Annotated in this window: 19 protein-coding genes; 15 read left to right on the top strand and 4 right to left on the bottom strand. The window is 65.3% G+C overall.

Translation table 11 applies throughout. From position 1 onward, the window contains the following. Positions 1–6: 6 nt before the first annotated feature. The 12 genes from OSH12_RS22590 to lpdA all read left to right on the top strand — a co-directional run bounded on the left by OSH12_RS22590 (position 7) and on the right by lpdA (position 13442). A complete protein-coding gene (locus OSH12_RS22590) occupies positions 7–456 on the top strand; it encodes a DUF3052 domain-containing protein (protein ID WP_266345891.1) in 450 nt (149 codons plus the stop codon). Positions 457–484: 28 nt separating this feature from the next. Continuing rightward, positions 485–1264 carry a succinate dehydrogenase iron-sulfur subunit gene (locus OSH12_RS22585; RefSeq protein ID WP_266345890.1) on the top strand — a complete coding sequence of 260 codons (780 nt, stop codon included), beginning with the start codon at positions 485–487 and terminating at the stop codon, positions 1262–1264. A gap of 98 nt (positions 1265–1362) precedes the next feature. Beyond that, positions 1363–1548 carry a hypothetical protein gene (locus OSH12_RS22580; RefSeq protein ID WP_266345889.1) on the top strand — a complete coding sequence of 62 codons (186 nt, stop codon included), beginning with the start codon at positions 1363–1365 and terminating at the stop codon, positions 1546–1548. Between the two features lie 89 nt (positions 1549–1637). Continuing rightward, complete coding sequence (locus tag OSH12_RS22575; RefSeq protein WP_266345888.1) at positions 1638–2027, top strand: VOC family protein; 390 nt, start codon at positions 1638–1640, stop codon at positions 2025–2027. Positions 2028–2283: 256 nt separating this feature from the next. After that, a complete protein-coding gene (locus tag OSH12_RS22570) occupies positions 2284–2859 on the top strand; it encodes an AprI/Inh family metalloprotease inhibitor (protein WP_266345887.1) in 576 nt (191 codons plus the stop codon). 51 nt (positions 2860–2910) lie between these two features. Continuing rightward, on the top strand, positions 2911–4077 hold the full coding sequence (gene zapE / locus OSH12_RS22565; RefSeq protein WP_266345886.1) for a cell division protein ZapE: 1167 nt from the start codon (positions 2911–2913) through the stop codon (positions 4075–4077). Positions 4078–4234: 157 nt separating this feature from the next. Further along, the gene (gene mdh / locus OSH12_RS22560) at positions 4235–5200 is read left to right on the top strand and encodes a malate dehydrogenase (protein ID WP_266345885.1); all 966 of its coding nucleotides are present in this window, start codon (positions 4235–4237) and stop codon (positions 5198–5200) included. A gap of 87 nt (positions 5201–5287) precedes the next feature. Then, positions 5288–6487, top strand: a complete 1200-nt coding sequence (gene sucC / locus OSH12_RS22555) for an ADP-forming succinate--CoA ligase subunit beta (RefSeq protein ID WP_266345884.1) — start codon at positions 5288–5290, stop codon at positions 6485–6487. Further along, on the top strand, positions 6487–7371 hold the full coding sequence (gene sucD / locus OSH12_RS22550) for a succinate--CoA ligase subunit alpha (RefSeq protein WP_266345883.1): 885 nt from the start codon (positions 6487–6489) through the stop codon (positions 7369–7371). Before sucC ends, sucD begins: the two co-directional genes overlap by 1 nt. Positions 7372–7476: 105 nt before the next feature. Then, positions 7477–10455, top strand: coding sequence for a 2-oxoglutarate dehydrogenase E1 component (locus OSH12_RS22545; RefSeq protein ID WP_266345882.1), 2979 nt, complete (start codon positions 7477–7479; stop codon positions 10453–10455). Positions 10456–10562: 107 nt separating this feature from the next. Continuing rightward, the gene (gene odhB, locus OSH12_RS22540; RefSeq protein WP_266345881.1) at positions 10563–11786 is read left to right on the top strand and encodes a 2-oxoglutarate dehydrogenase complex dihydrolipoyllysine-residue succinyltransferase; all 1224 of its coding nucleotides are present in this window, start codon (positions 10563–10565) and stop codon (positions 11784–11786) included. A 258-nt stretch (positions 11787–12044) separates the two neighbouring features. Then, entirely contained in the window at positions 12045–13442 is a 1398-nt protein-coding gene (gene lpdA, locus OSH12_RS22535; RefSeq protein WP_266345880.1) for a dihydrolipoyl dehydrogenase, read from the top strand. Between the two features lie 283 nt (positions 13443–13725). On the opposite strand, the gene OSH12_RS22530 is transcribed toward lpdA, so the two are convergent. Continuing rightward, positions 13726–15045, bottom strand: coding sequence for an MFS transporter (locus tag OSH12_RS22530; protein WP_266345879.1), 1320 nt, complete (start codon positions 15043–15045; stop codon positions 13726–13728). Positions 15046–15244: 199 nt separating this feature from the next. Here OSH12_RS22530 and OSH12_RS22525 point away from each other — a divergent pair, with 199 nt between their 5' ends. After that, the gene (locus OSH12_RS22525) at positions 15245–16507 is read left to right on the top strand and encodes an Hsp70 family protein (protein WP_266345878.1); all 1263 of its coding nucleotides are present in this window, start codon (positions 15245–15247) and stop codon (positions 16505–16507) included. Positions 16508–16802: 295 nt separating this feature from the next. Here the strand turns inward: OSH12_RS22525 and OSH12_RS22520 are convergent, their stop codons facing one another. Further along, the gene (locus tag OSH12_RS22520) at positions 16803–17609 is read right to left on the bottom strand and encodes a helix-turn-helix transcriptional regulator (RefSeq protein ID WP_266345877.1); all 807 of its coding nucleotides are present in this window, start codon (positions 17607–17609) and stop codon (positions 16803–16805) included. 115 nt (positions 17610–17724) lie between these two features. Here OSH12_RS22520 and OSH12_RS22515 point away from each other — a divergent pair, with 115 nt between their 5' ends. Further along, positions 17725–18516: a class I SAM-dependent methyltransferase gene (locus OSH12_RS22515; RefSeq protein WP_266345876.1), complete on the top strand. Its 792-nt coding sequence runs from the start codon at positions 17725–17727 to the stop codon at positions 18514–18516. 147 nt (positions 18517–18663) lie between these two features. On the opposite strand, the gene OSH12_RS22510 is transcribed toward OSH12_RS22515, so the two are convergent. Both OSH12_RS22510 and OSH12_RS22505 read right to left on the bottom strand, forming a co-directional pair. Beyond that, positions 18664–19617: a tyrosine recombinase XerC gene (locus OSH12_RS22510; RefSeq protein WP_266345875.1), complete on the bottom strand. Its 954-nt coding sequence runs from the start codon at positions 19615–19617 to the stop codon at positions 18664–18666. Between the two features lie 186 nt (positions 19618–19803). Next, positions 19804–20100, bottom strand: coding sequence for an antibiotic biosynthesis monooxygenase family protein (locus OSH12_RS22505; RefSeq protein WP_266345874.1), 297 nt, complete (start codon positions 20098–20100; stop codon positions 19804–19806). A gap of 153 nt (positions 20101–20253) precedes the next feature. On the opposite strand from OSH12_RS22505, the gene OSH12_RS22500 reads away from it, so the two are divergent. Next, complete coding sequence (locus tag OSH12_RS22500) at positions 20254–22464, top strand: primosomal protein N' (protein WP_380224700.1); 2211 nt, start codon at positions 20254–20256, stop codon at positions 22462–22464. Positions 22465–22484: the final 20 nt, after the last annotated feature.

The raw sequence follows: 22484 nt of genomic DNA, 5'->3' as shown, positions 1-22484 counted from the left end.
GGGCGCATGATGTCCGCCGCCACGTCTTCTTCGTCCGGCACTTCGGGGCGTTCGCTTCCCGAAAAGCTCGGCTTCAAGGATGGCATGGCGGTGGCGTTCGTGGCGCTGCCGGCCGAGTTGGAAGCTCTGGCCGACAGCGTGGCCTTCGATGCGGTTTTGCGCACGGACGATTGGGCTTCGCCGCTCGGTTCCGATCCTGCGCTCGACGCGATCCATGCGTTTACGAAGAGCCGCGCCGAGGTCGAACGCGATCTTGTGCGGCTCCAAAATGCCATCCGGCGCGACGGCATGATCTGGGTTTCCTGGCCGAAGAAGGCCTCGAAGGTTGCAAGCGACGTGACCGAGGATGTCGTCCGCGATGCGGCGCTCAAGCTCGATCTCGTCGACATCAAGGTCGCGGCGATCGACGCTACCTGGTCCGGTTTGAAACTCATGGTCCGCAAGGACCGTCGCTGAACGAAATTTACGCCCGAGGACGCTTACCATGGTCCAGCTGACCCTCCCGAAGAACTCGAAGCTTACAGAAGGCAAGGTCTGGGACCGGCCGGCTGGGGCCAACAATGTCCGGGAGTTCCGCGTCTATCGCTGGAGCCCGGACGACGGCAAGAACCCGCATGTCGACACCTACTTCCTCGATCTCGACGATTGCGGGCCGATGGTTCTCGACGCGCTGATCAAGATCAAGAACGAGATCGACCCGACGCTGACCTTCCGCCGCTCCTGCCGCGAAGGCATTTGCGGCTCGTGCGCGATGAACATCGACGGCTCGAACACGCTCGCCTGCACCAAGGGCATCGACGATGTGAAGGGCCCGGTCGCGATCTATCCGCTCCCACACATGGAAGTGGTCAAGGACCTGATCCCGGACCTGACCCATTTCTACGCCCAGCACCGTTCGATCGAGCCCTGGCTCAAGACGGCGACGCCGGAGCCGCAGAAGGAATGGCTGCAGAGCCATGCCGACCGCGAAAAGCTCGACGGCCTGTATGAATGCATCCTGTGCGCCTGCTGCTCGACTTCGTGCCCGAGCTACTGGTGGAACGGCGACCGCTACCTCGGCCCGGCCGTTCTGCTGCAGGCCTATCGCTGGCTGATCGACAGCCGCGACGAGGCGACCGGCGAGCGTCTGGACAATCTGGAAGATCCCTTCCGCCTCTATCGCTGCCACACCATCATGAACTGCGCGCAGACCTGCCCGAAGGGCCTCAATCCGGCCAAGGCGATCGCTGAGATCAAGAAGATGATGGTCGAGCGCCGCGTCTGATTTCTCCGCGGTGACCCGAATTTTGATGCAACGGCGCGGAACTTTTCCGCGCCGTTTTCGTTTGGCTCGGACCGATCGGTTTTCGGATGGAGACGACCATGACCATCAAAGAAGATCTAGAGAAGTCCTGGACGATCGAGGCGATCGATCGCCTGCGCGAACTGGCGGTCGAGCATGTTCCGGCCGACATCATCGCCACGGCCATGCACCGGCCCGAGGAAGAGGTGCGCCGCAAGGCGGCCGAACTCGGCCTGGCGCTCGATATCGAGCCGATGACGCCCTGAGGTTTTCAGAGAAACTTGACGCCGCCCCGGCGCCGGGTTTCCCTGCTGCGCGGGTCTGCGTGGCAGAGGCGAGACGGCTGGAGGGGCGAATGGGCGTTCTGGATCATATCGGCATCACGGTCAGCGAGCTGGACCGCTCGCTGGCCTTTTATAGTGCGGCGCTGGCGCCGCTCGGCGTCAAGGAACTCATGCGGGTTCCGGGCGAGCTGACCGGCTATGGCGACGTCGTCGGCTATGGCGCGGCCAAGCCGGAGCTTTGGCTTTCCGGCGGCGAGAAGACGACGCCGCATGTCCATATCGCGCTTGCCGCCGAAAACCGCGCCGCCGTCGATGCGTTCCATGCCGCGGCTCTGGCCGCCGGCGGTACCGACAATGGCGGGCCCGGCATCCGTCCCCACTATCATCCGGGCTACTACGCCGCCTTCGTGCTCGATCCTGACGGCCACAACATCGAGGCCGTGTGCCATCGACCCGAATAGTCGGTCGTTTTCTTGCGCGGGCGTGTCCTGACGAGACTTGTCGTAACTGGCGTTATGCCGTATTGCGCAAAGTCAGACAGGCTGCGGAATTTCGTGTGATTTCCCATCATTCTTCTCGTCTCGACGGTCCGGTTCGCGCAACGTGCGCGACGGTGGACGTGTTGGCTGGGGTGATGACCGTATTCTCGCTTGCCTCAAAGCGGCTCGATTGTGCGCGCATGGTGCGGCAACGAGGATTTCGATGATGGAGAATTTCATGTTCCGACGTCTCGCGCCGATCGGCTTGGTCGCCACGCTGGCGGCCGCCTTGAGCGGCTGCGGCTCGTTCGGGGCCATCGGCCTCGGTCCGATGGAACAGCCGAAGCCCGTGGTCAGCGATACGCTGCCGCCGGTCGCTTCCGCGCCGGTGACGCGCAACGCTCTGGCGCCGCCGCCGATGGATCCGAATGCCCAGACGCCGCCGCCGATCACGGATGGCGCGATGCCGGGTGCCACCCCCATCAACGCTGCGCCGACCACGCCGCCGCCCGTCTCGACGGCTTCCGGCGCAGAGATCGGCCGCACCGATCTGCTCGGCGGTTGGACGCTCCAGTCCGGCGGCGAGAGCTGCCAGCTGTTCATGACGCTGACGAGCTGGACCGGCGGTTACCGCGCCTCGACGCGCGGCTGCCAGTCTCCGACGCTGAAGTCGATCTCGGCCTGGAGCCTCAACGGTTCGCAGGTGGTTCTGGCCGGCGCCAATGGCGTTTCGGTTGCGAGCCTCTCCTCGACCGGCAAGACGCAGTTCAACGGCCAGATCAATGGCGGCGCGGCGGTTTCCTTCTATCGCTGATACGCCAAGCGGTTTCGGCTGCGCGGAATAGGGACGGGTAGGGGTTATTCGGTGAGCCAGGGCCTGCCCGTCGTTTCCCGCGTCGCCGACGCTTATCGCGAACGCGTCGCCAGCGGCGAGATCGAGGAAGATCCGGCGCAGCGCGTGCTGGTTTCCAAGCTCGACGCCCTCAACGCGCGGCTGGCGGAGCGGCGTCTCGCCCGCAAGTCGAGCGCCCTGGGCTGGTTGTTCGCCAAGCGCGAGACGGCGACGCCGGATTTGCGCGGCCTCTACATCCATGGCGATGTCGGCCGCGGCAAGACCATGCTGATGGACCTGTTCTTCGAGCGCGCCGCGACGCAGCGCAAGCGCCGGGCCCACTTCAACGACTTCATGGCCGACGTCCACGCCCGCGTGTTTCGCATGCGCGAGGCGATCAAGAACGGCACGGTATCTGGCGAAGACCCGATCCTGCCGGTGGCCGAGGAGATCGCGGCCGAGACGCAGCTTCTCTGCTTCGACGAATTCACCGTCACCGACATCGCCGACGCCATGATCCTCGGCCGGCTGTTTACCCAGCTCTTCGCCAAGGGCGTCGTGCTGGTTGCGACGTCGAATGTCGATCCCGACGATCTCTATCGCGGCGGCCTCAACCGGAATCATTTCCTGCCCTTCATCGCCCTGCTGAAGCAGCGGGTCGAGGTCGTGCGTCTCGCTGCGCGCACGGATTACCGGCAGGAGAAGGTCGACCGCGCCCCCGTCTATCTCACGCCGCTTGGGCCGGATGCGGATGCAGCGCTTGATTCGGCATGGCTCCAGCTTACGCGAACGTCACATGGCGAGCCGTCGACCTTGTCGGTTCTGGGTCGCGATGTCGTGGTGCCGCAAATGGTCGATGGCGTCGCCCGATTCGATTTTGCCGATCTGTGCGACAAGCCGCTCGGCGCGAGCGACTATCTCGCCATCGCGCACGCCTTCCACACGGTGATCATCGATCACGTTCCCGTCATGAGCGACGCGCGGCGCAATGAAGCCAAGCGTTTCATTACCTTGATCGACGCGCTCTATGATGGCCATGTGAAAATTGTGATCTCGGCCGCGGCCGAGCCGGACGATCTCTACGTCGCCGAATCCGGGACGGAAGCGTTCGAATTTGCGCGCACGGCGTCGCGCTTGACCGAGATGCGGTCGCAGGATTACCTCCGCGAACCGCATCGCGGCTTCATCGTCGAGACATGACGTTAACGTAAGATGCTGCGATATTTGGCGGATTGCCGCCACGGAAGGTGCTGGTCCGACTTGCACCCGTCACGCAATGGCGTTAGACCACGCGCGTTCCGGCAGACGACCATCTGTCGCATTACGTTTAGGTAAACCTCCATCGGGAGACCTGCACATGGCACGAGCCAAGATTGCTTTGATCGGTTCCGGTCAGATTGGCGGCACGCTCGCCCTTCTCGCCGGCATCAAGGAACTGGGCGATATCGTCCTCTTCGACATCGCCGACGGCGTTCCTCAGGGCAAGGCGCTCGATATCGCCGAGGCGGCACCGGTCGAGGGCTTTGACGCCAACGTCTCCGGCGCATCGTCCTACGCCGCGATCCAGGACGCCGACGTTGTCATCGTCACCGCTGGCGTACCCCGCAAGCCCGGCATGAGCCGCGACGATCTTCTCGGCATCAACCTCCAGGTCATGGAGCAGGTTGGTGCCGGACTGAAGAAGTATGCGCCGAACGCCTTCGTCATCTGCATCACCAACCCGCTCGACGCGATGGTCTGGGCTCTGCAGAAGTTCTCCGGCCTGCCGGCGAACAAGGTTGTCGGCATGGCCGGCGTCCTCGACTCGGCCCGCTTCCGCTATTTCCTCGCCGAAGAGTTCAAGGTCTCCGTCGAAGACGTGACGGCCTTCGTGCTCGGCGGCCATGGCGACACGATGGTGCCGCTGACCCGCTATTCGACCGTTGCCGGCATCCCGCTGACCGATCTGGTCAAGCTCGGCTGGATCGAGAAGGATCGTCTGGAAGAGATCGTCCAGCGCACCCGTGATGGCGGCGCCGAGATCGTCAACCTCCTGAAGACCGGCTCCGCCTTCTACGCGCCCGCCGCTTCGGCGATCGTGATGGCCGAGAGCTATCTCAAGGACAAGCGCCGCGTCCTGCCGGCAGCAGCCCTGCTCGACGGCCAGTATGGCGTCAAGGGTCGCTATATCGGCGTTCCGGTCGTCATCGGCGCCAATGGCGTCGAGCGCATCCTCGAGATCGAGCTGAACAAGGCCGAGCAGGCGATGCTCGACAAGTCGCTCGCCTCGGTGGAGAGCCTCGTCGAGGCCTGCGTCAAGATCGCCCCGGCTCTCGGCGCCTGATCGGCCGAGCCCTGCAATAATACCGGGTCCCGCGCCACGTCCGGGACCCGGACCTAGACAACGATCCCCAAAGGCGGAACGTCATCGATGAACATTCACGAATATCAGGCGAAGGCGGTGCTGAAGGAATTCGGCGCCCCGGTTTCGCGCGGCGTCGCAATCTTCTCGGCAGCCGAGGCTGAAGCCGCGGCCAAGGAACTTGGCGGTCCGCTTTGGGTCGTCAAGTCGCAGATCCATGCCGGCGGACGCGGCAAGGGCAAGTTCAACGAAGCGGCTGCCGGCGAAAAGGGCGGTGTCCGCCTCGCCAAGTCGATCGAAGAAGTGAAGGCGTTCGCGGAGCAGATGCTCGGCAACACGCTGGTCACGATCCAGACCGGCCCGGCCGGCAAGCAGGTCAACCGCCTCTACATCGAGGACGGCTCGGACATCGAGAAGGAATTCTACCTCTCGATCCTGGTCGACCGCGAGACCGCCCGCATCTCCTTCGTCGTTTCGACCGAAGGCGGCATGGACATCGAGGAAGTCGCCCATTCGACGCCTGAGAAGATCAAGTCCTTCTCGGTCGATCCCGCGACCGGCATCATGCCGCATCACGGCCTCACCGTTGCCAAGGCGCTCGGCCTTTCCGGCGCGCTCGCCAAGCAGGCGACCGATGTCGTGACGAAGCTCTATACGGCCTTCGTCGCCAAGGACATGGAGATGCTCGAGGTCAATCCTCTGATCGTCACCAAGGACGGCAACCTCAAGGTCCTCGACGCCAAGGTGTCGTTCGACTCCAACTCGCTCTACCGCCAGCCGGCCATGCTGGCGCTGCGCGACGAGACCGAGGAAGACGCCAAGGAAATCGAAGCGTCCAAGTATGACCTCGCCTACATCGCGCTCGATGGCTCGATCGGCTGCATGGTCAACGGCGCCGGTCTCGCCATGGCGACGCTCGACATCATCCAGCTCTACGGCGAAAGCCCGGCGAACTTCCTGGATGTCGGCGGCGGCGCTTCGGAAGAGAAGGTGACGGCAGCCTTCAAGATCATCACCTCCGATCCGAAGGTGAAGGGCATTCTCGTCAACATCTTCGGTGGCATCATGAAGTGCGACGTCATCGCACGCGGCGTCATCGCCGCGGTGAAGACGGTCGGCCTCACGGTTCCGCTGGTCGTGCGTCTCGAAGGCACCAACGTCGAACTCGGCAAGCAGATCATCCGCGAGAGCGGCCTGAACGTAATCCCCGCCGACGATCTCGACGATGCCGCGCAGAAGATCGTCAAGGCCGTGAAGGAAGCCGTCTGATGTCCATCCTGATCGACAAGAACACCAAGCTCATCACCCAGGGCTTCACCGGCAAGAACGGCACGTTCCATTCGGAGCAGGCGCTCGCTTACGGCACCAAGGTCGTTGGCGGCACCTCGCCCGGCAAGGGCGGCCAGACCCATCTCGGCCTGCCGGTATTCGACACCGTGGCTGAAGCCCGCGACGCCACCGGCGCCGATGCTTCCGTCATCTACGTGCCGCCGCCCGGCGCCGCCGATGCGATCTGCGAAGCGATCGACGCGGAAATCCCGCTGATCGTCTGCATCACCGAAGGCATCCCGGTGCTCGACATGGTGCGCGTCAAGCGTTCGCTGTCCGGCTCCAAGTCGCGCCTGATCGGCCCGAACTGCCCCGGCATCGTCACCGCCGACGCCTCGAAGATCGGCATCATGCCGGCCAACATCTTCAAGAAGGGCTCGGTCGGCATCGTCTCGCGCTCCGGCACGCTGACCTATGAAGCCGTTTACCAGACGACCCAGGAAGGCCTCGGCCAGACCACGGCCGTCGGCATCGGCGGCGATCCGGTCAAGGGCACCGAGTTCATCGACATTTTGGAAATGTTCCTGGCCGATGATGAGACCACGTCGATCGTCATGATCGGTGAAATCGGCGGTTCGGCCGAGGAAGAAGCAGCGCAGTTCCTGGCTGATGAAGCCAAGCGCGGCCGCAAGAAGCCGATGGTTGGCTTCATCGCCGGCCGCACGGCGCCTCCGGGACGTCGCATGGGCCATGCCGGTGCGATCATCTCCGGCGGCAAGGGCGGCGCGGAAGACAAGATCGCGGCGATGGAAGCCGCGGGTATCCGGGTGTCGCCGTCGCCGGCGCGCCTTGGAAAGACCTTGGTTGAGGTCTTGAAGGGCTAAGACACAAGACCGACATTCCGAGTGCCGGAATGTCGGTTTTTCAACAAGAGCGCGGCGCATGGCCGCGCGTTAGAGGAGAGAGGGGCGGCGCTCCTCGACCAGCACATGTCACGCGAGCAAGCCAACGCGGCCTTTGCGACCTCATCCTTCCTGTATGGTGGCAACGCCGCCTATATCGAGGATTTGTACGCCCGCTATCAGAACGATTCCGCTTCGGTCGATCCGGAGTGGCAGACGTTCTTTTCAGCGCTCAAGGATGACCCGAAGGCCGTCGTGGCCGAGGCTCGCGGTGCGCCCTGGAAGCGCGCCGACTGGCCTCTCCACGCCAATGGCGAGCTTGTCTCGGCCATGGACGGCAATTGGGGACAGATCGAGAAGACGGTCACGGACAAGCTGAAGGCGAAGGCGGCCCAGGCTCCGGCGGTTGCGCCGAATGGCCAGGCGGCTCCCGTGCTGTCCGAGGCTGCGATCCAGCAGGCGGCGCGTGATTCGGTCCGCGCCATCATGATGATCCGCGCCTATCGCATGCGCGGCCATCTGCATGCCGACCTCGACCCGCTGCACATCGCGACCGCCGGCGACCATGAGGAGCTTCATCCCTCCTCCTATGGCTTCACCGAGGCCGACTACAGCCGCAAGATCTTCATCGACAACGTTCTCGGGCTCGAATTCGCCACCATCCCCGAGATGCTGGAGATCCTGAAGCGCACCTATTGCTCGACGCTCGGCGTCGAGTTCATGCACATCTCCGATCCGGTCGAGAAGGCCTGGATCCAGGAGCGCATCGAAGGCCCGGACAAGACCATCGCTTTCACGCCGGAAGGCAAGAAGGCGATCCTCAACAAGCTGATCGAGGCCGAGGGCTTCGAGAAGTTCCTCGACGTCAAGTTCACCGGCACCAAGCGCTTCGGCCTTGACGGCGCCGAGGGGCTGATCCCGGCGCTCGAGCAGATCATCAAGCGCGGCGGTACGCTCGGCGTGCACGAGATCGTCGTCGGCATGTCGCATCGCGGCCGTTTGAACGTGCTGACGCAGGTGATGGCCAAGCCGCACCGCGCGCTGTTCCACGAGTTCAAGGGCGGCTCCTACGCCCCCGACGACGTCGAAGGCTCGGGCGACGTGAAGTACCATCTGGGTGCTTCCTCGGACCGCGAGTTCGACGGCAACAAGGTCCACCTGTCGCTGACCGCCAACCCGTCGCATCTCGAGATCGTCGATCCCGTCGTGCTCGGCAAGGCCCGCGCCAAGCAGGACATCCACAAGGATTACGTCCGCACCGGCACGCTGCCGCTGTTGCTGCACGGCGATGCGGCCTTTGCCGGCCAGGGCGTCGTGGCGGAGTGCTTTGGTCTGTCGGGCCTGAAGGGACACCGCACCGGCGGCTCCATCCACTTCATCGTCAACAACCAGATCGGCTTCACGACGAATCCGCGCTTCTCGCGCTCTTCGCCGTATCCGTCCGACGTCGCCAAGATGATCGAGGCGCCGATCTTCCACGTGAACGGCGATGATCCGGAAGCGGTGGTCTTCGCTGCCAAGATCGCGATCGAGTTCCGCCAGAAGTTCCACAAGCCTGTCGTCATCGACATGTTCTGCTATCGCCGCTTCGGTCACAACGAAGGCGACGAGCCGGGCTTCACCCAGCCGTTGATGTACAAGAACATCCGCAGCCATCCTGCCATCGTCGAGATCTATTCGACGAAGCTGATCGCCGAGGGCCTGGTCACGTCCGAGGAAGTCGAGGCAGCCAAGGCTGCCTGGCGTTCGCGGCTTGAGGTCGAGTTCGAGGCGGGCCAGTCCTACAAGCCGAACAAGGCCGATTGGCTCGACGGCGCGTGGGCCGGCCTCAAGGCTGCTGCCGCCGATGACGAGCCGCGTCGCGGCAAGACCGGCGTCGAGATCGACACGCTGAAGGCGCTCGGCGCCAAGCTGACCGACGTGCCGGCGGACTTCCACGTCCACCGCACCGTCCAGCGCTTCCTCGACAATCGCAAGAAGGCGATCGAGACGGGCGTCGGCATTGATTGGGCCACCGCCGAGGCGCTTGCCTTCGCGACGCTCGCCAATGACGGCAACCCGATCCGCCTGTCGGGTCAGGATGTCGAGCGCGGCACGTTCTCGCAGCGCCATTCCGTGCTCTACGACCAGGAGAACGAGGAGCGCTTCATCCCGCTCAACAATCTCCGCGAGGGCCAGGCCCGCTACGAGGTCATCAACTCGATGCTCTCGGAAGAAGCGGTGCTCGGTTTCGAGTACGGCTATTCGCTGTCGGAGCCGAACGCGCTGACGCTCTGGGAAGCCCAGTTCGGCGATTTCGCCAACGGCGCCCAGGTGGTGTTCGACCAGTTCATCTCGTCGGGTGAGCGCAAGTGGCTGCGCATGTCGGGCCTCGTCTGCCTGCTGCCGCATGGCTATGAGGGCCAGGGTCCGGAGCATTCCTCCGCCCGTCTCGAGCGCTTCCTGCAGATGTGCGCGGAAGACAACATGCAGGTCGCCAACGTCACGACGCCGGCTAACTATTACCACATCCTGCGCCGGCAGCTGAAGCGCGACATCCGCAAGCCGCTGATCCTGATGACGCCGAAGTCGCTGCTGCGCCACAAGCGCGCCGTGTCGACGCTCGACCAGCTGGGTCCGGATTCATCGTTCCACCGCCTGCTGTGGGACGATGCGGAATTCCTGAAGGACGAGCCGATCAAGCTCGTTCCCGACGAGCGCATCCGTCGCGTCGTGCTCACCTCGGGCAAGGTCTATTACGACCTCTACGAGGAGCGCGAGAAGCGCGGCATCAACGATGTGTATCTGTTGCGTGTCGAGCAGCTGTATCCGTTCCCGCTCAAGGCTCTGGTCCAGGAGCTCGGCCGCTTCAAGAACGCCGAGATCGTCTGGTGCCAGGAAGAGCCGAAGAACCAGGGTTCCTGGGCTCACGTCGAGCCCTATCTGGAATGGGTGCTCGGTCAGGTCGCCGGCAAGTCGAACCGCGCCCGCTATGTCGGTCGTCCGGCATCGGCAGCGACGGCGACAGGCCTGATGTCCAAGCATCTGGCTCAGCTGAACGCCTTCCTCGACGACGCGCTTTCCTGATCAAAATTCGGGCGGCGCTTCCCTGTGCCGCCCAAAACTACCTATCATCCAGCGAAACTTCGCTTCATCCAATGTCCACAAAGTTCGAACGGTAAGAGACCCAAGCCATGGCAACCGAAATTCGTGTCCCGACCCTCGGCGAGTCCGTGACCGAGGCGACGATTGGACGGTGGTTCAAGAAAGTCGGCGAGACGGTCGCGATCGACGAGCCGGTTGTCGAGCTCGAGACCGACAAGGTCACGATCGAGGTTCCCTCGCCCGTCGCCGGCGTGATTGAAGCGATCGCCGCCAAGGATGGCGACACGGTCGGCGTTGGCGCGCTGCTCGGCACGATCGCCGCCGGCGCCGGCGCCGCTGCTGCTCCCGCCAAGACGGAAGCGCCGAAGGCCGCCCCGGCTGCCTCCGCCGCATCCGCCCCGGCCCCCGCCAAAACCGCTGCTGCCGGCTCCAACGGCCCGGCCGTTGCCAAGCTGGCCGCCGAAAGCGGCGTCGATACCTCGGCCGTCGCCGGTTCCGGCAAGGATGGCCGCGTCACCAAGGGCGACCTGCTCGGCGCGATCGCCGGCGGTGCTACCGCTCCGGTGCCTGCCGCTCCCGTCGCCCTCCGTGCGCCGGTTTCGGCCGACGACGCATCGCGTGAAGAACGCGTCCGCATGACCAAGCTGCGCCAGACCATCTCGCGCCGCCTGAAGGATGCGCAGAACACCGCCGCCATGCTGACGACCTTCAACGAGGTCGACATGGGCGCCGTGATGGCTCTGCGTACCCAGTACAAGGACCTGTTCGAGAAGAAGCACGGCGTGAAGCTCGGCTTCATGAGCTTCTTCACCAAGGCCGTGATCCAGGCGCTGAAGGAAATCCCGGCGGTTAACGCCGAGATCGACGGCACCGACCTGATCTACAAGAACTACTACAACATCGGCATCGCCGTCGGCACCGAGAAGGGCCTCGTCGTTCCGGTCCTGCGCGACGCCGACCAGCTGTCGCTCGCCGGCATCGAGAAGACGATCGCCGGTCTCGGCAAGCGGGCTCGCGACGGCCAGCTCAAGATCGAAGAGATGCAGGGCGGCACCTTCACGATCACCAATGGCGGCATCTACGGTTCGCTGATGTCGACGCCGATCCTGAACGCGCCGCAGTCGGGCATTCTCGGCATGCACAAGATCCAGGAGCGGCCGATGGTCGTTGCCGGCAAGATCGAGATCCGTCCGATGATGTATCTGGCGCTCTCCTACGATCACCGCGTCGTCGACGGCAAGGAAGCCGTGACGTTCCTGGTGCGCGTCAAGGAGAACCTCGAGGATCCGCAGCGTCTCGTTCTCGATCTCTGATCGCCAGGACGGAACCGACATGGCTTTCGTCCCCCGACCCCAGGCAGTCCCGGCGCGCTCCCGCGTTCCGGGCCTTCTTCTGGTGGTGGCGGCGAAGGCCCGTGAAGACGGCGCGCCCCTTTCGGGCGCGCTTCGACATTCAGCCGGCCGGAGCAACGGATAGGCGCCTTTCGCGCCGCCGTGACGACTCCGGCCATTTTCGTTTCTGCGCGGAAAAACGCGCCGCTGGCTAACGCCAAAAATCGTCCGGGAGACCCCATGTCCTACGATCTCATCGTCATCGGTTCCGGTCCGGGTGGCTATGTCTGCGCCATCAAGGCAGCCCAGCTCGGCCTGAAGGTCGCCGTCGTCGAGAAGCGCGCGACCTATGGCGGCACCTGCCTCAACATCGGCTGCATCCCGTCCAAGGCGCTGCTGCACGCTTCCGAGATGTTCGACGAGGTCGGCCATCTCGACGCGCTCGGCATCAAGGTCGCCAAGCCGAAGCTCGACCTGCCCGTCATGCTCGCCCACAAGGACGCGACGGTGAAGTCGAATGTCGACGGCGTCGCCTATCTGTTCAAGAAGAACAAGATCGACGGCCATATCGGCACCGGCTCGATCGCCGCTCCCGGCAAGGTCGTCGTGACCAAGGAAGACGGCACGTCCGAGACGCTCGAGACCAAGGCGATCGTCATCGCAACGGGCTCCGACTCCGCACCGCTGCCCGGCGTAACGGTTGACGAGCAGCGCATCGTCACCTCGACCGGCGCGCTGGAACTCACCAAGGTTCCCGGCAAGCTGCTGGTCGTCGGAGCTGGCGTTATCGGCCTCGAGCTCGGCTCGGTCTGGCGTCGTCTCGGCGCGGAAGTGACCGTCGTCGAATATCTCGACCGCATCCTGCCCGGCATGGACGGCGATGTCGCCAAGCAGTTCCAGCGCCTGCTGGACAAGCAGGGCTTCGCGTTCAAGCTCGGCACCAAGGTCACCGGCGTCGACACCAGCGGCAAGACGCTGAAGGTCACCGTCGAGCCGGCGGCAGGCGGTGCTGCCGAGACGCTGGAAGCTGACGTCGTGCTGGTCTCGATCGGCCGCCGTCCGTTCACGGAGGGCTTGGGTCTCGAAGGCGTCGGCGTCGAACTGGACGAGCGCAAGCGCGTCAAGGTCGATGTCCACTACCAGACCAATGTCGCCGGCATCTATGCCATCGGCGACGTGATCGCCGGCCCGATGCTGGCCCACAAGGCCGAGGACGAGGGCGTCGCGGTTGCCGAGATACTCGCCGGCCAGGCAGGCCATGTGAACTACGGCGCGATTCCGAGCGTCGTCTACACCAGTCCGGAGGTCGCCACCGTTGGCGCCACCGAGGAAGAGCTGAAGGCTGCTGGTATCGCCTACAAGGTCGGCAAGTTCCCGTTCTCGGCCAATGGCCGCGCCCGCGCCATGCTGGCGACCGATGGCTTCGTCAAGGTTCTGGCCGATGCCACGACCGATCGGCTGCTCGGCGCGCATATCGTCGGCAAGGGTGCTGGCGAGATGATCCATGAGGCCGTCGTGCTGATGGAATTCGCCGGCTCGGCCGAGGATCTGGCCCGTTCGACCCACGCTCATCCGACGATGTCGGAATCGATCAAGGAAGCGGCGCTCGCCGCCTGGTTCAAGCCGATCCACATGTAGGATTTTTTCACCTCTCCCTGAGGGAGAGGTAGACGGCCCGGAGGCCGGCGGGTGAGGGTTTACGGCCTTACCCGATGACGTCCTGAACAACAAAAAGCCGGCGCTCGTCCTTGGACAGGCGCCGGCTTTTTCGTTTTTTTACCAAGCAAGCCCCTCACCCCACCCTCTCCCGCAAGCGGGCGAGGGCTTTTCGGCTGTTGGCTTGCTGGCTCCGCGTTTCAACCTGCACCGGCGAACCCCCTCTCCCGCTTGCGGGAGAGGGGTGGGGTGAGGGGCTGCCCCGCTACGTCAGCGGCTTCTGCTTCGTCTCGACGTCGATCATCGCCGTGGCGATGGCGCCGAGCAGCAGGATCGCGGCGAACAGGCCGAGTGCGACGTTGAAGGAGTAGGTCACGACGGCGCCGACAAGGGTCGGGGCCAGAAGGCCGCCCAGCCGCGCCATGGCGCCCGCCAGGCCCATCCCGCTGGCGCGCAGCGAGGTCGGGTACAGTTCCGGCGTGAAGGCGTAGAGCGCGCCCCAGGTGCCCAGCAGCGCGAAGCTCATCAGCATCATCGCCGCGCCGACGGCCGTCGGATCGCTCAGAACCGCATAGAGGAAGCAGCCGACCGCCGAGAGCAGCAGGAAGGCGATCAGCGTCGGCTTGCGGCCCCAGCGCTCGACGCCATAGGCGGCCAGCGCATAGCCGGGGATTTGTGCCAGGGCCAGCAGCACCAGGAACCCGTAGCCGCGCAGGAATCCGTAGTGCTCGCCGGCCGAGACCAGCTTGCCCGGCAGCCAGACGAAGATGCCGTAATAGGAGATCGACACCAGCAGCCACGCGGCGAGGATCAGGTAGGAGCGGCGGGCATAGGGGCCGGAGAACAGGGCGGAGAGCGGCAGGCGCGGCTCCTGCGTGTCGACGAGCTTGCCGTTCAGCACCGGCTTGCCATTGGTGGTGGCGATCTGGTCGAGAACGGCTTTCGCTTCCGCCGCCTTGCCGCTTCGCAATAGGTAGAACGGCGATTCCGGCACCCAGAAACGCAACGCCAGGCCGATCAGCGCCGGCAGCGCCGTGATGATGAAGATGAAGCGCCAGCCATCGACCATGCCGGTAGCGGCGGCATACCAGGCGGCGAGCGCCACGATGACCGTGCCGACGGCCCAAAAACCTTCGAGGCCGACGAGCCAGCGGCCGCGCCGGTTGGCGGGCAGGAACTCGGCCATCATCGCATAGTCGACCGGCAGCGTGCCGCCGACGGCAAGGCCGGTGATGAAGCGGAATACCAGAAGCATGGTAAAATCGGAGGCGAAGGCCGAGGCGAGGCCGAACAGCGCATCGAGCAGGACGGTGATGATCAGCAGGTTGCGGCGGCCGATGCGGTCGGCGAGGCGGCCGAACAGGGCCGCGCCGATCAGCATGCCGACGAAGAAGATCGTGCCGGTCTGCAGCGCCACGGGCAGGGTGAGGCCGAAGGTCTTGGCGATCGACGGCGCGGTAAAGCCGATCGACAGCACCTGCATCGCGTCGGCGGTCCATACGAGGCCGAATATCAGGAACAGCCGGCGCTGGAACGCCCCTGTACCGGCGGCGTTCAACGCCTCGTCGATGGTGACAGCCCGCATCGTCTTCTCCCTATCCCGACGCCGCGAATCGGCGCCTCCCCAGACGCTGCGTCAATCCGACAGGATGGGGGTGAGACCAAATCAAGATTGGTTTCATCGTGAAAGATCCATGCTGCAATGCGGCGATATTTCCGCCGCAGGCCTTGATCCGGGCGCTTCGACCCCTTAACCAGACCGGCCCTTCACGGAGTTCTCTATCATGGTAGCCTGCGGCCTCGACTTTGGCACGTCCAACACGACGCTCGGGATAACCACGGCGGACGGTCCGGCGCTGATCGCGCTTGAAGGGTCTAGCGTCACCATCCCCAGCGCGATTTTCTACACGCCGAACGGAGCGCCGCCGGCCGTTGGCCGCGCCGCCATCCGCTCCTATGTCGATGGCAATAATGGCCGCCTGATGCGCAGCCTGAAGTCCGTGCTCGGCAGCTCGCTGATCAATGAATCGACCGCCATCGGCCGTGGCCGCGTCTCGTTTCGCGACGTGATCTCGCAATATGTCGACATCATCAAGAAGCAGGCCGAGGCGACCTCCGGCGTCGAGATCGACGCCGTCGTGCATGGACGGCCGGTGCATTTCGTCGATAGCGATCCCGATGGCGACCGCAAGGCCGAGGAAGCGCTGGAGGCGATCGCGCAGGAAGTCGGCTTCAAGCACATCTCCTTCCAGTACGAGCCGATCGCGGCGGCCCTCGACTACGAGCGCCAGGTCAACCATGAGGAAGTGGCGCTGATCGCCGATATCGGCGGCGGCACGTCGGACTTTTCCATCGTCCGCCTCGGACCGGAGCGTCGCCACAAGGCCGATCGCATCGACGACATCCTGGCCAATGACGGTATCCGCATCGGCGGTACGGATTTCGACCACTACCTTTCGATCGGCACGGCGATGCCGCTGCTCGGCTTCGGCACCGGCATGAAGCGCGCCGGCCTGCCGGTTCCGGGCGGCTACTATCACGATCTCGCCACCTGGTCGGCGATCAACCGGCTCTATGAGAGCGGCGTCATGCGGCAGCTGCATGAGGTCCGGCGCGAGGCGCAGCATCCCGAACTGATCGAGCGGCTGATCCATGTCGTCGAGGAGCATGGCGGCCACCGCCTCGCCATCGACATCGAGGCGGCGAAGATCGCGCTGTCGGACGAGCCGCAGGTGCAGGTGCTGCTGGACTGGATCGAGAGCGGCCTTGCCATGAATGTCGACCGCACGGTGCTGGTCGACAAGACGCGCGGCCTCGCCGACAAGATTGCCGCCCGGATCGGCGATTGCCTGCGCGACGCCGGCCTCGGCCCAAACGCCATCGACGCCGTGTTCCTGACCGGTGGTTCGACCCGGCTGGCGCATGTCCATGCCGCCATCCTCGGCACCGTGCCGGATGCGCGCGTCGTCGACGGCGACACGTTCGGCTCGGTCGGCACCGGCCTCACCATCGACGCCGCGACCCGCTACGGCGTCGTCGCCGCCTGATTTCTCTCGGCTTGCGCCGTTCAGAGAGACGGCGCAGTTGGAGCATGGTGCTGACTTTCACCTCTCCCTGAGGGAGAGGTCGACGGCCAAAGGCCGGCGGGTGAGGGTTTACGGCCTCACCGGATGGTTGCCTGAGGCCGATCCGTCTCCGGCGTCATCCTCGCGAAAGCGAGGATCCATTCAGCTGGAAACTTGCCGAGCAAACCTTCCGGCAGCACGGCTGCATGGGTCCCCGCCTTCGCGGGGATGACGGCGCGCGTTGGAGATGCCGGCGAGCACCGGGAGTAGACGGTGGCTACCCCGCGCCTGAAGGCGCCAGCATCACCAGCTTGATGTCGGGATGGCGCGCGAGCAGGAAGGTGATCTGCTCGTAGCGCAAGAAGCCATCCTGCGGATGGGTGAAGGTGCGCAGGCCGCCTTCGCGGTCGACCACGGCATGCGCCTCCCAGGCTTGCGCGAAGAACGGGCTGAGTCGGATCAATTCCTCGACCAGCGCCCGCATTTCCGGCGCCTCCAGATGGCGGCTGTAATCGGCGCGGAATTCCGCCGCAACCCGCCGCGCCCGGCTTTCCCAGTCCTGGATCATCTCTCGCGCCGCCGGTGACGTGAACATGTAGCGCAGCAGATTCCTTGCGCCCGACGCTTCGCCATCCAGCCAGCCGACGAAGAGATGCGCCGCCGCCTCGTTCCAGGCCAGCGCGTTCCAGGAGCGATCCAGCACATAGGCCGGGTCCGGCATTTTCGCCAGCGTCGCAGCCAGCTCCGGCGGCAGGACGTCGACGCCCATGTCCTCGCCCGCCTGCGGATCTCGTTTTCCGCCGAGATCGAACAGATAGGCCCGCTCGGCCGGCGTCAACCGCATCACCCGCGCCAACCGCGCAATCGCCGTCGCCGAGACCGATATCTCGCGCCCTTGCTCGATCCAGCTCAGCCAGGTCGCACTGACGCCCGCGAGCTGTGCCAGCTCTTCCCGGCGCAGGCCCGGCGTACGACGCCGCGTGCCGGGATCTAGCCCGAACATGGCCGGTTGCAGCCGCTCGCGATGGGCGCGGATGAATTCGCCAAGCTCGCGGCGGCGGACGATGTCGGTTTCCGGGATCATGGCATCCCTTATACCAGGATAAAGTAGGATCTGGTACGGGTTTACGGTGACTGGCAATTCCTTCCGGGACGGTCGATGATCACCACCAACAAGATCGACCGCGCGGAAAACAGCCATGACCCAATCGACAAACAGCGCTGCCCAGCGCCAAAGCCACGAGGCTTTGGTCGTGCAGCAATTCGGCTCGCAGGCCTCGGCCTATGTCGCCAGCACCGTCCACGCCCAGGGCGCGGATCTCCAGCAGATGATCGAGATCGCGGCGCGCACCCCGAATGCCCGCGCCATCGACCTCGGCTGCGGTGGTGGTCATGTCAGCTATGGCGTGGCGCCGGTTGTGGCGTCTGTCGTGGCCTATGATTTGTCGGCCGGCATGCTGGAGGCCGTCGCGGCCGAGGCGGCGAAGCGAGGCTTTGCCAATTTGTCCACGAAGCAGGGCGCGGCGGAAAAGCTGCCCTTTGCCGATGGCGAATTCGATGTCGTGCTGTCGCGCTACTCGGCCCATCACTGGCAGAATGTTCGCCAGGGTGTTCGCGAGGCGCGCCGTGTCATCAAGACCGGCGGCACGGCGGTGATCTCCGACATCATCGCGCCGGAAGTGCCTGTGTCCGACACCTTCCTGCAGACCTTCGAGATGCTGCGCGACCCATCTCACGTGCGGGATTATTCCAGCGCCGAATGGGTTGCGATCGCGGCCGAGGCCGGATTTGCCGTGGTCGGCGTGACGCGCCGCCGCCTGCCGCTCGATTTTGACGCCTGGGTCGGGCGGATGCGGACGCCAGCCGTGATGGTCGAGGCGATCCGCGCCTTGCAGGCGGCGATGTCGGAAGGCGTGCGCGAGCACTTTGCCATCGAACCGGATGGTTCCTTCACCATCGATCAGGCGGTGTTCGAACTGGTGGCGGTGTAAACGACCCTCACCCCAGCCCTCTCCCGCGCGCGGGAGAGGGGGCCGATTGAGCTTGTTCAGACTCACAGTCGATGAAGATTGCCTGCCGAAAAGCCCTCGCCCGCTTGCGGGAGAGGGTGGGGTGAGGGGCTGGCTTTATCGCGGGCCTCAGCCCGGTCGGTTGCTGCCGCGGGGATGCGCCATCTCGAAGACGGCGAGAAGGCGCTCCGTGTCGACGGCGGTATAGACCTGCGTCGTCGACAGGCTGGCGTGGCCGAGCAGCTCCTGGATGGCGCGCAAATCGCCGCCATTGGCCAGCAGATGCGTCGCAAACGAATGGCGCAGCGCATGCGGCGTGGCGCTGTCCGAAAGCCCCAGCGCGCCGCGCAGCTTGGCCATCGCCAACTGGATGATGCGTGCCTTGAGCGGTCCGCCGCGCACGCCGAGAAACAGCGGCCCGTCCGGCTTCGATTGCGACGGCGACAGGCGCAGATACTCTCCCACCGCCTCGGCCACGACCGGCAGCACCGGCACCAGGCGGATCTTGCCGCCCTTGCCGGTAACGCGCAGGGTCGCCGAGGGATCGAGCGGTGCGTCGACGCGGCGAATACCGAGCGCTTCGGAAATGCGCAGTCCCGAGCCATAGCAGAGCGCCAGCACGGCGGCATTTCGCGCCGCCACCCAGGGCTCTTCGTCGAGTTGTTCGTCCATCTCTACGACGCGTCGGGCCAACGGGGCGGTGAGCGGGCGGGGCAGGGTCTTTGGCTGGCGCGGCGAGCGCATGGCGCGGAAGGCGGCGCCGTTGGCATGGCCCTCGCGCTCCAGGTAGCCGATGAACGAGCGGATACCTGCCAGACCGCGCGCCAAAGTTCGCGCTCCGGCGCCGGACGAGCGCCGCGTCGCCATGAAGCCGCGCAGGTCCGCCGTCCGGATCGCTGCGAAATCGGCGATGGTAGGCGGATTGCCGATATGGCCGGTCAGGAACGACAGGAATTGTTCGAGATCGCGCGAATACGCTTCGAGCGTTTTGGGCGATAGCCGCCGCTCGCCGCGCAAATGTTCGCCCCACGCGTCGATCTGTTCGAGCGTGTCGCGGGCGGCAATGACGAGGGGCGCGGACATGGCGCCATTCGACGATATCTTGGTTGATGTCGGGTTAAGGGAGCAAGACCCTCACCCCAGCCCTCTCCCGCAAGCGGGCGAGGGGGCGCTCACGCCGGGCGTCGAGCGCTGGCCAAAAAGCCCTCGCCCCGACGGGGAGAGGGTTGGGTGAGGGCCTTGCTTGCTTCTGCAGCCGTGCAATCCCCCCTACAGCAGCAGCGGCTCGGAAAAATGCGTCACGATCGGAAACGGCTCATAAAAATCATGCAGCAGCGCCTTCCAGCGTTGGTAGCGGTCCGAGGCGCGGAAGTCGGGGTCGTGGTCGGTCAGCTGCTCCCAGCGCACCAGCAACAGATAGGTGCCGGGCTTTTCGATCGAGGGCCGCACTTCGAGCCCGCGGAAGCCGGGGCTGGCGGCGATGAGCGGAGCAGCCTGTGCCATCGCCGTCTCGAAAGCGACGAATTGGCCGGGCTTCACGATAAGCAAAGCGTGTTCGAGGATCATGATCGTCGGTCTCGCGGAGAGAAGGCTTTTCTTTGGCCGTCGATGGCGGCATCGTCGGCCGCTTCGCCGGTCCCTAGATTCGTATAGGGTCCGACACAAGGCTTTGCCACCCGGATCCCGGTTTGGATCCCGTTTTTGGACCCCCCATTGGACTTGCCACTGGACCTGACTCTGGATCTGGGGACGCCGGCGCATCTGGGTCGAACCGTTTCGGTCCTGCTGCCCCTCGCCGTCGACGGACCCTACACCTACAAGGTTCCGGCCGGCATGGAGCTGGCGCCGGGCGATATCGTGCGCGTGCCGCTCGGGCCCCGCGAGATGATCGGCGCCGTCTGGGACGATCCCGTCGATCCCTCCGTCGGTCACAATCGGCTGCGTGCCGTGCTGCATCACTATGATTCGCCGCCGATCGATCCGAGCTTGCGCCGCTTCGTCGACTGGGTGGCGAATTACACGCTGAGCCAGCGCGGCATGGTGCTGCGCATGGTGCTTCGCGCACCCGACGCGCTGGAACCCGAGCGCGCCGTGGCGGCGCTGCGCGTCACCGGCAAGACGCCGGACCGCGTCACGCCTTCGCGCCAGCGCGTGCTCGATGCCTTGGCCGGTGGCGAGCCGATGCCGAAAAGCGCGGTCGCCGCCTTCGCCGCCGTTTCGTCCAGCGTCGTCAACGGCCTGTTGGAGCAGGGTGCGCTGGAGGCGGTCCCGCTGCCGCCGCCGCCTCTGACCCTGCCGCCAGAGCCCGATTTTGCCCGCCCGACCTTCGATCCCGGCCAGGACGACGCGGCAAAACTTCTGCGCGCCAGCGTCGACGAGGAAACTTTCTCCGTAACCCTGATCGACGGCGTCACCGGCTCCGGCAAGACGGAGGTTTATTTCGAGGCACTGGCCGAAACGCTGCGCATGGGCAAGCAGGCGCTGGTGCTGCTGCCGGAAATTGCGCTGACCGTCGATTTCCTCGACCGATTCGCTCGCCGCTTCGGCCATCGTCCGGCCGAATGGCACTCTGAAATGCCACCGCGTATGCGCGAACGGGTTTGGCGCGGCGTCGCCACCGGGGCGGTGCAGGCCGTGGTCGGCGCGCGCTCGGCGCTGTTCCTGCCGTTCCAGAAGCTCGGCCTCGTCGTCGTCGATGAAGAGCACGACACGGCCTACAAGCAGGAAGAGGGCGTTATCTACAACGCCCGCGACATGGCGGTGGTGCGCGGCCATATCGGCGGCTTCCCGGTGGTGCTCGCCTCGGCGACGCCCTCGATCGAAAGCCGGGTCAATGCCGATCAGGGCCGCTATCGGCGCATCCTGCTGACGGCGCGCTATGCGGCGGCCAAGCTGCCGGAGATCACGCCGGTCGATCTCCGCATCGACACGCCGGAGCGCGGTCAGTTCCTGGCGCCGTCGCTGGTCAAGGCGATAGAGGAGACGATCGCCAACAAGGGCCAGGCGCTGCTGTTCCTGAACCGGCGCGGCTATGCCCCGCTGACGCTCTGCCGCAGCTGCGGCCATCGCTTCCAGTGCCCGAATTGCTCGACATGGCTGGTCGACCACCGTTTTCGCGGCCAACTCGTCTGCCATCATTGCGGCCATAACGAGCGCCGGCCGGACCAGTGTCCGGTCTGCGACGCCGAGGACAGCCTCGTCGCCTGCGGGCCGGGCGTCGAGCGGGTGGCGGAAGAGGTGGCCACACGGTTCCCGGATGCGCGAAGAATCGTGCTGTCGAGCGATCTGCTCGGCGGCGTGAAGAAAATGCGCGAGGAGTTCGACGCCATCCGCAACGGCGCCGCCGACATCATCATCGGCACGCAGCTCGTCGCCAAGGGGCACAATTTCCCGCTGCTGGCGCTGGTCGGCGTCGTCGATGCCGATCTGGGGCTGGCCCATGGTGACCCGCGCGCCGCCGAACGGACGTTTCAGTTGCTGGCGCAGGTGACCGGCCGCGCCGGTCGCGCCGGCGGCGACAGCCGCGCGCTGTTGCAAACCTATGCGCCGGAGCATCCCGTCATCGCGGCGATCGCCTCGGGGGATCGCGAGGCCTTCTATGCCCGCGAGATTGAATCGCGACGAATCGCCGTGCTGCCGCCGTTCGGCCGGCTCGCCGGCATCATCATCTCCGCCGCTGACCGCGCGACGTCCTATGGTTATGCGATGGCGCTGCGCCGGACGGCGCCGGAAAGCGGGCCGGTGATGGTTCTCGGACCTTCCGAAGCGCCGCTGGCGGTTTTGCGTGGCCGCCACCGCTTTCGCCTGCTGGTCCAGGCGCCCCGTTCGGTCGATTTGCAGGCGTTTCTGCGCACTTGGCTGGCCGAGGCGCCGGCAGTCCGCGGCAGCCTGCGAGTGCAGGTCGACATCGATCCGCAGAGCTTCCTTTGACGGGTGACGCGCACGTCAGC

This window comes from Kaistia terrae, assembly GCF_026344005.1.
In the GTDB taxonomy this organism is placed as follows: domain Bacteria; phylum Pseudomonadota; class Alphaproteobacteria; order Rhizobiales; family Kaistiaceae; genus Kaistia; species Kaistia terrae.
This window is presented reverse-complemented; position numbering and strand designations above follow the sequence as displayed.

Bases quoted from the DNA above. Each gene is read 5' to 3' on its own strand.
- OSH12_RS22590 (WP_266345891.1), top strand. From the start codon at position 7: ATGATGTCCGCCGCCACGTCTTCTTCGTCCGGCACTTCGGGGCGTTCG.
- OSH12_RS22585 (WP_266345890.1), top strand. From the start codon at position 485: ATGGTCCAGCTGACCCTCCCGAAGAACTCGAAGCTTACAGAAGGCAAG.
- OSH12_RS22580 (WP_266345889.1), top strand. From the start codon at position 1,363: ATGACCATCAAAGAAGATCTAGAGAAGTCCTGGACGATCGAGGCGATC.
- OSH12_RS22575 (WP_266345888.1), top strand. From the start codon at position 1,638: ATGGGCGTTCTGGATCATATCGGCATCACGGTCAGCGAGCTGGACCGC.
- OSH12_RS22570 (WP_266345887.1), top strand. From the start codon at position 2,284: ATGTTCCGACGTCTCGCGCCGATCGGCTTGGTCGCCACGCTGGCGGCC.
- mdh (WP_266345885.1), top strand. From the start codon at position 4,235: ATGGCACGAGCCAAGATTGCTTTGATCGGTTCCGGTCAGATTGGCGGC.
- sucC (WP_266345884.1), top strand. From the start codon at position 5,288: ATGAACATTCACGAATATCAGGCGAAGGCGGTGCTGAAGGAATTCGGC.
- sucD (WP_266345883.1), top strand. From the start codon at position 6,487: ATGTCCATCCTGATCGACAAGAACACCAAGCTCATCACCCAGGGCTTC.
- OSH12_RS22545 (WP_266345882.1), top strand. From the start codon at position 7,477: ATGTCACGCGAGCAAGCCAACGCGGCCTTTGCGACCTCATCCTTCCTG.
- odhB (WP_266345881.1), top strand. From the start codon at position 10,563: ATGGCAACCGAAATTCGTGTCCCGACCCTCGGCGAGTCCGTGACCGAG.
- lpdA (WP_266345880.1), top strand. From the start codon at position 12,045: ATGTCCTACGATCTCATCGTCATCGGTTCCGGTCCGGGTGGCTATGTC.
- OSH12_RS22530 (WP_266345879.1), bottom strand. From the start codon at position 15,045: ATGCGGGCTGTCACCATCGACGAGGCGTTGAACGCCGCCGGTACAGGG.
- OSH12_RS22525 (WP_266345878.1), top strand. From the start codon at position 15,245: ATGGTAGCCTGCGGCCTCGACTTTGGCACGTCCAACACGACGCTCGGG.
- OSH12_RS22520 (WP_266345877.1), bottom strand. From the start codon at position 17,609: ATGATCCCGGAAACCGACATCGTCCGCCGCCGCGAGCTTGGCGAATTC.
- OSH12_RS22515 (WP_266345876.1), top strand. From the start codon at position 17,725: ATGACCCAATCGACAAACAGCGCTGCCCAGCGCCAAAGCCACGAGGCT.
- OSH12_RS22510 (WP_266345875.1), bottom strand. From the start codon at position 19,617: ATGTCCGCGCCCCTCGTCATTGCCGCCCGCGACACGCTCGAACAGATC.
- OSH12_RS22505 (WP_266345874.1), bottom strand. From the start codon at position 20,100: ATGATCCTCGAACACGCTTTGCTTATCGTGAAGCCCGGCCAATTCGTC.